9 protein-coding genes are annotated in these 13,350 nt (G+C 76.4%); 3 read left to right on the forward strand and 6 right to left on the reverse strand.

Annotation, left to right across the window (positions count from 1 at the left end):
- Positions 1–37 precede the first annotated feature (37 nt).
- The 5 genes from ACLFMI_RS11630 to mraZ all read right to left on the reverse strand — a co-directional run bounded on the left by ACLFMI_RS11630 (position 38) and on the right by mraZ (position 7,030).
- Positions 38–1,858, reverse strand: a complete 1,821-nt coding sequence (locus ACLFMI_RS11630; RefSeq protein ID WP_410947810.1) for a UDP-N-acetylmuramoyl-L-alanyl-D-glutamate--2,6-diaminopimelate ligase — start codon at positions 1,856–1,858, stop codon at positions 38–40.
- A 514-nt stretch (positions 1,859–2,372) separates the two neighbouring features.
- The gene (locus ACLFMI_RS11635) at positions 2,373–4,232 is read right to left on the reverse strand and encodes a peptidoglycan D,D-transpeptidase FtsI family protein (protein ID WP_410947811.1); all 1,860 of its coding nucleotides are present in this window, start codon (positions 4,230–4,232) and stop codon (positions 2,373–2,375) included.
- Entirely contained in the window at positions 4,232–4,999 is a 768-nt protein-coding gene (locus tag ACLFMI_RS11640; protein ID WP_410947812.1) for a hypothetical protein, read from the reverse strand. The genes ACLFMI_RS11635 and ACLFMI_RS11640 overlap by 1 nt, the downstream gene beginning before the upstream one ends.
- A gap of 61 nt (positions 5,000–5,060) precedes the next feature.
- A complete protein-coding gene (gene rsmH / locus ACLFMI_RS11645) occupies positions 5,061–6,056 on the reverse strand; it encodes a 16S rRNA (cytosine(1402)-N(4))-methyltransferase RsmH (protein WP_410947967.1) in 996 nt (331 codons plus the stop codon).
- A gap of 542 nt (positions 6,057–6,598) precedes the next feature.
- Positions 6,599–7,030: a division/cell wall cluster transcriptional repressor MraZ gene (gene mraZ / locus ACLFMI_RS11650; RefSeq protein ID WP_410947968.1), complete on the reverse strand. Its 432-nt coding sequence runs from the start codon at positions 7,028–7,030 to the stop codon at positions 6,599–6,601.
- Positions 7,031–7,569: 539 nt separating this feature from the next.
- Between mraZ and ACLFMI_RS11655 the strand changes: the two genes are divergently transcribed.
- From ACLFMI_RS11655 to ACLFMI_RS11665, 3 genes are all read left to right on the forward strand, one after another.
- Complete coding sequence (locus ACLFMI_RS11655; RefSeq protein ID WP_410947813.1) at positions 7,570–8,598, forward strand: AAA family ATPase; 1,029 nt, start codon at positions 7,570–7,572, stop codon at positions 8,596–8,598.
- 1 nt (position 8,599) lies between these two features.
- Positions 8,600–9,997, forward strand: coding sequence for a DUF58 domain-containing protein (locus ACLFMI_RS11660; protein WP_410947814.1), 1,398 nt, complete (start codon positions 8,600–8,602; stop codon positions 9,995–9,997).
- A gap of 67 nt (positions 9,998–10,064) precedes the next feature.
- Complete coding sequence (locus ACLFMI_RS11665) at positions 10,065–12,422, forward strand: transglutaminase TgpA family protein (RefSeq protein ID WP_410947815.1); 2,358 nt, start codon at positions 10,065–10,067, stop codon at positions 12,420–12,422.
- A 196-nt stretch (positions 12,423–12,618) separates the two neighbouring features.
- Here the strand turns inward: ACLFMI_RS11665 and ACLFMI_RS11670 are convergent, their stop codons facing one another.
- A complete protein-coding gene (locus ACLFMI_RS11670; protein WP_410947816.1) occupies positions 12,619–13,026 on the reverse strand; it encodes a DUF3040 domain-containing protein in 408 nt (135 codons plus the stop codon).
- Positions 13,027–13,350 lie beyond the last annotated feature (324 nt).

Consider the following 13,350-nt stretch of genomic DNA (forward strand, 5'->3'; position numbering starts at 1 on the left):
CCCCAGCTCGTCGCGCCGTCGTTCCCTGCCCGGCCGGTCATGCCCCGGCGCCGATCGCGGCGACCAGCTCGTCCGCGTCGTCGAACGGGTGCTTGACGCCGTGCACCTCCTGGCCGGTCTCGTGCCCCTTCCCCGCGACGACGACGGCGTCCCCGGGCCGGGCCTGGGCGACCGCGTACGCGATCGCCGCCCGCCGGTCCCCGACCTCGAGCACGTCGCCGCGGGCCGGTTCGCCCCACGCGCCGTCCAGCATCGCGGTCCGGATCGCGGCCGGGTCCTCGCCGCGCGGGTTGTCGTCGGTGACCACGAGCAGGTCCGAGCGGACCGCCGCGGCGGCGCCCATCAGCGGCCGCTTGCCGGTGTCCCGGTCCCCGCCGCAGCCCAGCACGGTGATCACCCGGGCGGCCGGGTCGATCTGCGCGCGCAGCGCGTCCAGCAGCGCGACGACGGCGGCCGGCTTGTGCGCGTAGTCGACCACCCCCAGCCAGGGCTGCCCGGCCTCCACCCGCTGCATCCGCCCCGGCACCGACGCCCGCGCGAACCCCTCCGCGGCGACGTCCGGGGAGATTCCGTCGGCGTCCAGGCAGGCCAGCGCGACCAGCGCGTTCGCCACGTTGTAGCGGCCGGGCAGGGACAGGGTCACCGGCTGGGCCAGCCCGCCGGGGCCGAGAGCGGTGAAGGTCTGGGTGCCATCCGGGTGCGCCTGCAGGTCGCGCACCGTCCAGGTCGCGGCCGGACCGGCCGGGTCGGAGCAGACGGTCACGGCGTCGGGCCGGCGCTGCGCCATCCGGCGGCCCCACTCGTCGTCCACGCAGATGACGCCGTGCCGGGCGGCCTCGACGCCATAGCGTGCAGCGCCAGCGGAACGCGCATCGGCATAGCGTGCAGCGCCAGCGGAACGCGCATCGGCATAGCGTGCAGCGCCAGCGGAACGCGCATCGGCATAGCGTGCAGCGCCAGCGGAACGCGCATCGGCATAGCGCGAAGTCGGGCCGGCCCCGGGGTCGGCGCTGTCGATCAGCCGGGCCTTGGCCTCGAAGTAGTCGTCCATCGTCGGATGGAAGTCCAGGTGGTCCTGGGACAGGTTGGTGAACGCCCCGACCGCGAACCGGGACCCACCGACCCGGCCCAGCGCGAGCGCGTGGCTGGAGACCTCCATCGCCACGTCGGTGACGCCCGCCTCGACCATCACCGCGAACAGCGCCTGCAGGTCCGGCGCCTCCGGGGTGGTGAACGCGCTGGGCAGCGCCCGCGGTTCGGCGCCGGGTACCTGGACCCGGGTGCGGACCGTGCCGAGCAGCCCGGTGGCCCGCCCGGCGGCCGCCAGCCCGGCCTCCAGCAGGTGCCCGACCGTGGTCTTGCCGCTGGTCCCGGTGACACCGAGGATCCGCAGCCGGGCGGTCGGCTCGCCGTAGATCGCGGCCGAGACCGGGCCCAGCACCTCGCGCGGCGACGGGTGCACCAGCACCGGGAGCCGGGAGTCCCGGATCTCGGCACGGTCGGCGCCGTCCGGGTCGGTGAGGATCGCCGCCGCGCCGGCGGCGATCGCCTGGCCCGCGTAGTCGGCGCCGTGCGTGTGGGCACCGGGCAGCGCGGCGAACAGGTCGCCGGGGCGCACCGCGCCGGCCCGCAGGGTGGCCCCGGTGACCGTGTACGGGTCGCTCGGGCTCGCCGGGGCCAGCGCGTCGTCGAGCAGCGGGCCGGGTCCGGCGCCCGCGGTCCTCGGGTTCAGCTCCGCGCCGGCCAGCCTGCCGAGCAGCGCCACGTCGACCGGGCGTACCGCGGTCGGCCGGTCGGGCAGCGGTTCCGGAGCCGGGCGACCGGTGTCGCCCGGCCGGGTCCGATACCGCCCGGTCACCGGCGATGCGCCGGACGCGCGTTCCGCCGGAGCTCCACGCTGCGTGGACGCGCGTTCCGCCGGAGCTCCACGCTGCGTAGATGCGCGTTCCGCCGGAGCTCCACGCTGCGTAGATGCGCGTTCCGCCGGAGCTCCACGCTGCGTAGATGCGCGTTCCGCCGGAGCTCCACGCTGCGTAGATGCGCGTTCCGCCGGAGCTCCACGCTTCGGGGTCGAGGCTCGGGCCGTCACGATGCGGGAGATTACCGACCGATGGTGCCCGCCCCGGGCCCGGCACCGGCCCGCGCGGCGGGACGCTCGCCGGTCGTCGCAACGGGGTGGGACGGGTGTCACCGTGTGTCCTTCCGTCTGCCGGGATACGGCCATCCGGCGCAGGTCGGAGGCCGGTGAGCGGCCCGCCGACCGCGTCCGGCCCCGACCGGCGCGGGGTCCCGGACGGGTGAGCGGGCACCGGGACCGGCCGACGCACGGAACGGGCGTCCCGTCGCCCGGTCGCCGGTCCGGGTCCGCGGGCTCAATCGAGCTGCAGGGTCTGCACCGGCGGCGGGGTGGTCTGCACCGGCAGGCCGTCGCGCTGGGCCAGGTAGCTGGCGATGTCGTGGAACAGCGGTGCCGCGCTGCTCCCGCCGCGCGGGGCGTCGAGCATGAGCCCGACCACGAACCGCGGGTCCTGGGCCGGGAGCATCCCGGCGAAGGTGATCCAGTACGACGACCGGGAGTAGGCCCCGGTCTCCGGGTCCACCTGCTGCGCGGTGCCGGTCTTACCGGCCACCTCGAAACCCGGCACGGCGGCCTCCGGGCCGGTGCCGGACTGGCCGCGCTCGTCCTGGGTGACCGCGGTGAGCATGGTGCGCAGGGTCTGCGCGGCCTCCGGAGACATCGTCCGCACCGGCTCGGCCGCCTCGGCCGGCACCCGGACGCCGTCCGGGCCGGTGGTGGCCGAGACGATCCGTGGCGGGACCCGGACACCGTCGTTGGCCACGGCCTGGTACATCCCGGCCATCTGCAGCACGGTCATCGACAGCCCCTGCCCGATCGGCAGGTTCCCGAAGGTCGAGCCGGACCAGGTCGCCCGGGCGGGGACGGACCCGGCGCTCTCGCCGGGCAGCCCGATCCCGGTCTTCTTCCCGATCCCCATCTTCTCGAGCATGGCGGAGAACGCGTCCGGGCCGACCTTCTGCGCGGTCATCAGGGTGCCGACGTTCGACGACTTCGCCAGCACCCCGGTCATCGTGTAGCGATCGAGGCCGTGGTCCCAGGCATCCTTGATCGTCCGGTCCGCGACCTTGATCGACCCCGGGACCTCCAGGACGTCCTCGGGCCGGATGACCCCGGCGTCCAGCGCGGCGGCCATGGTGACCACCTTGTTCACCGACCCGGGTTCGAACGGCGTGGTGACCGCCTTGTTGCCGAGCGACTTCGGGTCCGCCGAGAGCAGGCTCGCCGGGTCGAACGACGAGTCGTCGGCCAGCGCCCGGACCTCACCGGTCTCCCGGTCCAGCACGACCGCCGAGCCGCCGCGCGCCCCGGTCTTCGCCGTGTAGTCGGCGAGCATCCGCTGCACCTGGAACTGCAGGTCGGAGTCGATGGTCAGCTGCACGTCGGACCCCGGGACGGCGGGCTTCTCGGAGCGCACGCTGCCCGGGATCACGGTCTTGCTGCCCTCGGCGGTGTCGGCGATCTGGAACCCGTCCCGGCCGGCCAGCAGCTCGTCGTCGGAGGACTCCATGCCGATCCGGCCGACCAGCTTCTGCGCGTCGGCGCTCCAGGTGGCGGCGCCGATGATGTTCGACGCCAGCGTGCCGCCCGGGTACTGGCGGGCCTCCCGGGGCTCCTCGGCGATCTCCGGGAACTGCTCGCGCAGCGCCCGGGCCGGGGCCGGGTCGACGGCCGTGGCCAGCACGACGTAGCCGCGGTCGGTGGCCAGGCCGCGCTGCAGCTCGCCGAGGTCGCTACCGGTGACCTCCGCGACGGCCCGGGCCATCGCGTCCTTGTAGGCGCCCGCCTCGGCGCCCTTGGTGGAGTTGATCAGTCGCGGGTTGGTGACCAGCGCCTTCGACGCCGTGCTGAACGCCAGCATCGCGCCGTCCTTGTCGGTGATCGCGCCCCGTTCGGCGGGGATCGCGATCCGGCTGGCGCGCTGCTTCTCGGCGTCCGCGGTGAGCGAGCCGGCCTGCACGGTCTGCACGACGACGAGCTTCGCGCCGGAGACGAGCAGCAGGCCGGCCAGCAGCACCCAGGCCAGCCGCAGCCGGAAGCGCGGCTCGTCGGCCGGGGAACGGCGTCCGCCCGGGCGGCGGGGTCCCTTCCCGGGCGGCCCCCCGCCGGTCCCGGGCCGCCGGCCGCCGGAACGAGGCGGGGCGGCCGTCGGCATCAGCCCTGCCCGCCGGCGGCCCGGCTCTCCGCCGGGACCTCGCGCTCGGCGCCTTCCTGCGCTTCCGGCCCGGCGCCGGCCTGCCCGGGCCCGGCCTGCTGCGGGTCGGGCTGCCCGGATCCGGGCTGCTCGGGCGCGGTCCGGCCGGGCTCGGTCTGCGCGAGCGCGGCCTGTTGCGGGTCGGACTCTCCGGGCGCGGACCGGCCCGGGGCATCGGCGGACACGCTCGGGCCGCCGTTCGCCGCGGTGGGCGGCGCGGGCGGCACCGGGGTCTCCGGCACCGGGACGACCGGGGCGGACCCGGTGGCGGCCGTCGGCTCCCCGACCAGGTCCACCTGCCCGTCCGGGCCGACGACCAGGCGGGCCGGGTCGCTGATCGGGACCAGTCCCTGCTCGGTGGCCCGCTGGGACAGCGACGCCGGGCTCTCCAGCACGGCGACCTGCTTGCGCAACGCCTCGGACTGCTCGGTGAGCACACCGGACCGCTGGCGGGCCTCCTGCAGGGCGTAGCTGTCGACCGCGGCCGCGGTCGACAGCCACAGCGTCGCGATCAGTCCGACGGCCAGCAGCACCATGACGACCAGCACGAACTTCGCCCGGCCGGTGTTCTCCCGGGCGATCCGGGCGCGCCGGGTGTCGTGCCCGCGGCGGGTCTCGCCCGGCCCCCGCTGGGCGGGGATCCGGGGCGTGACCGGCCCGGTCCGCCGGGTCTGCGGTCGGGGCCGGGTGCCCGGGGTCCCGGGGCGCTCGATGACGGGTGTGCTCATCGCCGTTCCTGCCTCTCCGCCGTACCTGTCCTGCGGGTGTCGCTCCCGGTGTCGCTCGTGCTCATTCCGCCGGGCTCCTCTCGGCGCTGATGCTCGTTCCGCCGGCGCTTCTCTCGGCCGCGCGCAGCCGCACCGGGGCGGCCCGCGGGTTGCGTGCGGACTCCTCGTCGGAGGCGGTCTCGGAACCCCGGGTCAGCAGCCGGAACTCCGGCTCGTGCCCGGGCAGCTCGACCGGGAGGTCCACCGGGGTGCGCGAGCGGGTCCGCTCGGCCAGCGCCCGCTTCACGATCCGGTCCTCCAGCGAGTGGTAGGCCAGCACCACGATCCGGCCGCTGGGGGCCAGCGCGTCGAACGCCGCGGGCAGGGCGTCGCGCAGCGCCTCCAGCTCGGCGTTGACCTCGATCCGCAACGCCTGGAACGTTCGCTTCGCCGGATGCCCGCCGGTGCGCCGGGACGCCGCAGGCACGGTCGCGTAGAGCAGCTCGACCAGCTCGGCGCTGCGGGTGAAGGGCCGCCGTTCCCGGGCCCGCCCGATCGCCTTGGCGATCGGCCCGGCGAACCGCTCCTCGCCGTACTCGCGCAGGATCCGGCGCAGGTCGCCGACCGGGTAGGTGTTGAGCACGTCGGCGGCGGTCGGCCCGGTCGTCGGGTCCATCCGCATGTCCAGGTCGGCGTCGCGGGAGTAGGAGAAGCCGCGGGCGGTCTCGTCGAGCTGCAGCGAGGAGACGCCGAGGTCGAACAGGATGCCGTCGGCCGGGCCGACCCCGGTCTCGTCGAGGGCCTCGGCGATCCGGTCGTAGACGGCGTGCACCCGGTGCAGCCGGTCGCCGTACGCCGCCAGCCGGCGCCCGGCCAGCTCCAGGGCCTGCGGATCGCGGTCGAGTCCGACGGCGGTGAGCCGCGGGTGCGCGGCGAGCAGCGCGGCGGCGTGGCCGCCCATCCCGAGGGTGGCATCGACGTACACGCGGCCCGGCTCGTCGGGCCGGCTCTCGAGGGCCGGGGCGAGGAGTTCCGAGACCCGGTCGAGGAATACCGGGATGTGCCGGTCGCCGGGCACGGCGTCGGGGTCCGGGGCCGCCTCGGGGGCCGGGGCCGCAGGGTCCCGGGCGTCGTGCTCGCCGTCCACGTCCACCCCCCGGTGCCGATACCCGCTCGGCGGGCCTCACTGGTGCCCCGTCCGTCCCCGGTCGTGTCCTGCGGTCGTGCTCTGGTCGGTGCTGCTGTCGTGCCCTGCGGTCGTACTCCGGTGGTGCCGTCGTGCTGCTCCGGCCGGGAGGCCGTGTCGGTCCCCGTCCGGTCCCGGTTCCCGGCCGGTGCGGGCCGGGACCGGGCAGACCGGCCCCTGGACGAGCACCGGACCGGCTCCCACAGCCGGCTCCGCCACACGTCCGTGGGCGTGCAGGTCCACCCCCCACCCGAACTCCCCAGTCGGGGTGGTGACCCGGCGTCGTCCCCACCCGGGGGCCGTGCCGGCCGGACCTGGCACCGGGGAAGGTGTGCCAGGGCCGGGCGATCACGGCACCCGGGTCGGGACGACGACGGTGAGGTGGTCGTCCTGTCTGTCATGCCGCCGTTCGCGGTCCCGCCCGCCAGCGGGACCTAGAACATTCCGGGCAGGACCTCGTCCTGGGCCTTCGCGAACTCGTCCTCGTGCTGTTCCTGGTACTCCGCCCAGGCCTGCGCGTCCCAGATCTCGGCGCGGGTGAACGCGCCGATCACTACGCAGTCCTTGGACAGTCCGGCGTACCGGCGCAGCTCGGAGGTGATCGCGATCCGACCCTGTCCGTCGGGGTTCTGCTCGTCGGTGCCCGAGAAGAGGTTTCGCTGGAACACCCGCGCCGACTCGTTCGTCAGCGGGGCCGCGGCGACCTTGCTCGCCATCTCGGTGAAGGCGTCACGGGTGAACACGTAGAGGCAGTGGTCCTGCCCTTTCGTGATCATGCAGCCGCCTCGCAACTCGTCGCGGAATTTCGCAGGCAGCGTGAGCCGCCCCTTGTCGTCCAGCCTCGGGGTGTAGGTGCCGAGGAACACCGACCCCACCTCCACCTGGGGCACCTGTTCGCCCCAGCGATCACCACACTACCCCACAACGCCCCACCGTCAACCCGACCCGGCCGGGGTCGCACCCACCCACAACAGGTTCCCGCAGGTCGGAGGCGGTGGGGAGCAGTGGGGGGCGGTCCGCGCCACCCGGTAGCGCGACCGTCCGCCCCAGGGCGGAGCCACGCCCACACCGGGCTCCCCCGTCCCACCGAACCCAGCGTCGTCGCAGTTCAGGAGCGGTTATCCGGGCTCCGGCCGGCCGTGCCGGGGAACCGGTGGGGCGCCGGATGGACGGTGGTGGGGACACCGGTGGGGCGTCGTGGGAGACCGCGGTGGGTGGATGTGGGGTGGCTCCGGGAAGGCGGGTGCCGCACCCGCCGGGCATGCGGTCGCTGCACCGGCCGGCCGCAGCGGTACGACCGGATGGCGGCACCCGATCTCGATCGGGGGAGGTTTGGCAGACTGGGTCCGCCCGCGTATCCATCCGAGGAGGCCCGTTGTCGTCGAGCGCACCCTCTGCGCCGTCCGTGCCGTCCCCCGGTCCCCGCGAGTCCGGCCGCCGCCCGGAGTCGACCGGGGCCGCCGCCTACGGGGCCGAACCGCTGGACGCGGCCGGCGTCGCCGACGTCGTGGGGCGGATCGCCGGCGCGGTGCAGCGGGTGATCGTCGGCAAGCCGGACGCCGTGCGACTGGCCCTGGTCGCGATGCTCGCCGAGGGGCACCTGCTGGTCGAGGACGTCCCCGGGGTCGGCAAGACCTCGCTGGCCAAGGCGATGGCCCGGGCGGTGGACGGGGCCGTGAGCCGGATCCAGTTCACCCCGGACCTGATGCCCGGCGACATCACCGGGACCTCGGTCTACCACCGGCAGAACGCGGAGTTCGAGTTCCGGCCGGGGCCGGTGTTCGCCAACGTGGTGATCGCCGACGAGATCAACCGGGCGTCGCCGAAGACCCAGTCCGCGCTGCTCGAGTGCATGGCCGAGTACCAGGTCACGGTGGACGGCGGCACCTACCCGCTCGGCGACCCGTTCATGGTCGTGGCCACCCAGAACCCGGTGGAGATGGACGGCACCTACCCGCTGCCCGAGGCGCAGCGGGACCGGTTCACGGTCCGGATCAGTGTCGGCTACCCGGACCCGACCGCCGAGCTGGCGATGCTCGACGAGCACGGCACCGCCGAGCCGCTGGACCGGCTCCGCCCCGTCACCGACCTGCGGACGCTGCGCTCGATGATCGCGACCACCCGCGGGCTGCACACCGCAGCCGAGGTGCGCCGGTACTGCGTGGACATCGTCTCCGGCACCCGGCGGCTGTCCGAGGTGCGGCTCGGCGCCTCGCCCCGGGCGACGCTGCACCTGCTGCGCGCGGCGCGCGCCTGGGCCGTCACCTCCGGCCGCGGCTACGTCGTCCCGGACGACGTGCAGGCCGTCGCCGTCCCCGTCCTCGCGCACCGCCTGGTGCTGGGCCCGGAGGGCGTCGCCGCCCGCCGCTCGGCCGCGGACCTGGTCCGGGGCGTCGTCGGCCGGGTCGCGGTGCCGTCCCCGCCCCGGGGCTGACGTGCCGGCAACCGGCTCCGCGACCGGGCCCGCCACGACCGGCTCGGCGGCGGGCTCGTCGACCGGTCCCGATCCGGGCGATCCCGGCCCGGGCGGCTCGGCGCCGACCGCAGCCCCGCGCCGGGGACGCCGCGCCGCGCTGACCGTGCGGGGCCGCTGCCTGCTCGCCGGCGGTGCCGCGATGGTCGTGTCGGCGATCGCGCTGGACGAGCGGGACCTGGTCCGGATCGGGATCTTCGCGATGCTGCTGCCGCTGCTGGCCCTCCTCGTCGCGCTGCGCTCCCGGCGGACCCTGCAGGTGACGCGCACCCTCGACCCGGCGCGGATCGAGGCCGGCTCCGCCGGCACCGCGTTCCTGCGGATCGCGGGCGGGTCGCTGCTCGGGGCGTTGCGGATCGCCGACGTCGTCCCGGACTCGGCCGGCCCGTCGGACCGCTACCCGCCACGGTTCACCGTGCACCGGCTGGGCCGGCGCGGGGCCCGGGTCGGGTACCCGCTGCGGCCGGCGACCCGCGGCGCGTACCGGATCGGGCCGCTGCGCGGGCGCGGCACCGACCCGCTGGGCCTGGCCGAGTTCCGGCACGACCTGCTGCCCGCCGACCGCTGGCTGGTGCTGCCCCGGGTCACCCCGCTCATCGGACGCCCGTCGCTGGCCTCGACCGTCGCCGGTCGCGGCGCCGAGGGCGGCAGCCGGCCCGGACCCGGTGCCCCGGACGTGCTGATCCGCCCCTACCGGGAGGGCGACGAGCTGCGCCGGGTGCACTGGCGTTCCAGCGCGCGGCGCGACGAGCTGATGGTCCGCCTCGACGACCGCCCGGACCCGACCGCTGTGACGCTCCTGCTCGACCGGCGGGACGCCGCACACCGCGGGCACGGCGCGTCGTCGAGCCTGGAGTGGGCGGTCGCCTTCACCGCCAGCGTCGCCGTGCACCTGCTCCGCCGCGGGGAGGCGGTGACGCTGGTGGACGAGTCCGGCGAGCAGCTCGGCGACCTGCACCTCGGCGCCGGCGGCGAGGACGACGTGCCGCGCCGGCTGGAGTCGCTGGCCGTGCTGCGGCCGTCCGCGACCGCCGGACTGGGCGAGGGCGGCGCGCCCGAGCCGGGGACGGCGCCGTCGGACGGGGTGCTCGCGGTGCTCGGGGCGGCCGGCCCACAGGACGTGACGGCGCTGGTCGCGGCGTGGCCGCGGGGCGGACACGCGGTGCTGCTCGACGTGGAGGGCTGGGCCGGGTCCGGGACCGGGCCGGGCGGCACCGCCCCGGGACGCGCAGCGACGACCGCCGCGGCCGCGCTGCGCCGGGCCGGGTGGCAGGCCACCGTCGTCCCCGCCGGGACGGCCGTGCAGCAGGCCTGGGCCGACGCGTGCGGTGACCCGTCCCCGGCCGGGGGCGCATGGTGACGCCCGCACCCCGCACGCCGGCGTCCCGCCTCGCCCGTCCGGCCGGCCACGACGACGGAGGTGCCCGGTGACCACCACCGCCCCACCCGCGACGACGCCGCCGGCCGCCCCGTCCGGGGGGCCCCGGCCGCCGCGCTGGTCCGCGGCGGCGGCACCGCTGGCGTCCGGTCTGGCGGTGCTGCTGGCCGGCTCCGCGACCGGGGCGGTGGTCGGCGGCGGTGCCTGGTTCGCGCACGCCGCGGTGGCCGTCGCCATGGTCGTCCTGGTCGGCGCGCTGCTGGTTGCGGTGCGGGCCTGGCTGGCCGCACCCGGGCAGCTGGTCGCGCTGGCCGCTCTGGTCACCGGCTGGTTCACCGACGAGGGCGTCCTCGGTGTGCTGCCCGGCCCGGCGGCGCTCGGCGAGCTCGGCACGCTGCTCCGCGCCGCCGGGCAGCAGATCGACACCGGCCTGCCGCCGGTCGACCCGACGCCGGAGATCCTGCTGCTGGTCACCCTCGGGTTCGGGACGCTGGCGATCGCGGTGTTCGGCCTCGCGGTCACCGTCGCGGCACCGGCCGCGGCCGGGGTGCCGCTGCTCGTGGTGTTCGCGGTCCCGACGGCGGTGGCGCCCGAGCTGCTGCCGTGGTGGTCGCTGGTCGCCGCGGGCGCCGGGTACGGCCTGCTGCTGCTCCTGCGCCCGGACCGGCTCCGGCAGGCGCCGGGCGGGGTCGCGGTCGTCGGCGTCGCGGTGGTGGGGGCGTTGCTGCTGGGATCGGCGGCGACCGCGGTCGGTACCGCCGGCCGGTTCGACGCCGGCGCCGCCGGGTCCGGCGGGGGCGCGGACGGCTCGATCGGGCTGAACCCGTTCACGTCGTTGCGCGGGCAGCTGACCCGCGACGAGCCCCGGGACCTGTTCCGGGTGCAGGGCCTGCAGACCCCGACCTACCTGCGGGCGCTCACCCTGCAGTCCTACGTCCCGCAGGAGGGCTGGCAGGCGGGCCGGCCGCTGCCCGGGGTGCCGCTGGCGGGCCCGCTGCCGGCGTCGACGTCCGGGCCGGCCGGTGAGCAGACCGTGCAGGTGGAGAACCTCGGGTTCCGGGACTACTGGCTGCCGGTGTTCGGCGACCCGACCTCGATCACCGGGCCGTCGGAAACCGACTGGTCCTACGACGCCGCGGGCGGCATCGCCTACAGCGAGCGGCCGCACGAGGAGGACGGCTGGACGCAGGCGATGCGGCTGCCCGAGCCCTCGGCCGAGCAGCTGCGGGCGGCCACCGGACCGGTCACGGTGGACCGCGGCTACCTGGACACCTCGGGGGTGGACCCGCGGGTCGCCGCGATCGCCCGGGACGTGACGGCGGGCGCGTCGACCCCGTTCGACCGGGCGATGGCACTGGAGAACCACTTCAGCGGGCCGGGCTCGCCGTTCACCTACAGCCTGTCCACCGCCCCGGGCGGGGGCGGCGACGCGCTGGTGGACTTCCTGACCCGGGGCCGGACCGGCTACTGCGAGCAGTACGCGTCGGCGATGGCGGCGATGCTGCGGTCGGTCGACGTCCCGGCCCGGGTCGCGGTCGGGTTCACCGCGGGCGACCCCGGTCCGGACGGCCGGCTGGTCAGCACCGAGGACGCGCACGCCTGGGTCGAGGCCTGGTTCCCGGGCTACGGCTGGCAGACCTTCGACCCGACGCCGCTGGCCGACGGCCGGACGATCGAGCCCGGCTACGTGCAGCAGGCCCGCGAGCAGCAGGGCGGCGAGCCCGCACAGCAGCAGCCCGCGGCCCCGGCGCCGAGTCCCGCTCCCCCGCCGCCGTCCGGCGGCGGGGCGTCCCCGGACCCGCCGCCCGCCGAGGGCGACGACCCGGCCGCGCCGGTGGAGACCGCCGCCACCGGCTGGTGGCCGGTGGCGGCCACGGCCGCCGCCGTGCTGGCCGGTCTGGCGCTGCTGGCCCTGGTGCCGGCGCTGTGGCGGCGCCGGCAGTACGCCCGCCGGGCGGGCCTGGCCCGGGCCGGTGGGACCGGGGCCGCCGCGGCGGCCTGGGACGAGGTGCTCGCCGCGTCCCGGGACCACGGGGTGCCGGTGCCACCCGGGGACACCGTGCGGGCGGCCGCGGCGCGGATCGTCGAGGAGCACGGGCTGGCGGGCCGGCCCGCCGAGGCGCTGCACGAGCTCGCCGGGCGGGTCGAGGCCAGCTGGTACGGCGGCCTGCTCCCGGCAGCCGGGATCCTGGACGGCCTGGTCGACGAGATCCGGACCGCCATCGCCGCCGGTGGGACGTCGCTGCGGGCCCGGGTGCTACCGCCCTCGGTGGTGCCGGAGGTCCGCCGTGCCGGCCGCCGCACCGACGACCCCACCACAGTCACCTCCGACCCCGGCCACTCCGACCCCGGCCACTCCGACCCCGGCCGCTCCGACCCCGAGACCGCCGACACCACCGGCCGCTGAGCCGCTCCTCCCCTGGCGCCCCGGATGTCCCGAGGGGCACCCTCGCCTCTGCCAGGGCCCCGAGGGTGCCCCTCGGACGGCACGGTGCCCCTCGGACGGCACGGTGCCCGGGGCCGCACACACGACGGCGGGGTGGGACACCGTGTGGCGTCCCACCCCGCGGGATGGTCGTGCGTGCGGCCCCGGGCCGCCGCGGTCACTCCTGCTCGAAGCGACGCCGGAAGCGCTCCTCCATGCGACCGGTGAAGCCGTCGTTGTCGCCGGGCTTCTCCTTCGACGACGACTCCTCGGCGCCTTCCCCGGGCTGACCGTTCTTGCCGCGGGACCCGATCGAGGTCACCGCGAGGAGCGCCCCGCCCAACATGGCGAGGAAGCCCACGATGCTGACGACGGGCACGTCCCCGATCCAGAGCGCCTGGACGGCGACACCCACGACGAGCAGGACCAGACCGAGCAGAAAGAGCAGGGCTCCCTGGATCCGGCGCCGGCGGGCGGGCTTGCTCATACGCCCGCCGCTCACCGAGGAAGCGAACTTGGGGTCCTCCTGGTAGAGGGCTCGTTCGATCTGTTCGAGCAGGCGCTGCTCGTGCTCGGAGAGCGGCATGCCTTCACCTCCGGCACACGAAATCGGACGGTAGGTCGTGTCGGTCCGTGCCTCCCTGGCCGAATCCGACGCGACGGGCGCCCAGCCCGGGCGTCTGGGACCAAGAGTACGAGGCGAACCGGGTTGCGACCACCCGGACCGGCCAACCCGTGCGGCTGATCGTCGAGTGGGCGGCGTGGCGCGGCGTGTCGTCGGTCACGACGGCCCGAGCGGCAACACCGGAACGGGGGTGGCGCGCGGGTGAACGGCGGATGGAACGGTCACCACCAGCAGCCGGCGGGCGACCGTGTGGCGACGATGCGGCGGCCGTGTGGCGTCGCCCTC

It is taken from the genome of Pseudonocardia nantongensis (genome assembly GCF_046546495.1).
Taxonomy (GTDB): Bacteria; Actinomycetota; Actinomycetes; order Mycobacteriales; family Pseudonocardiaceae; genus Pseudonocardia; species Pseudonocardia nantongensis.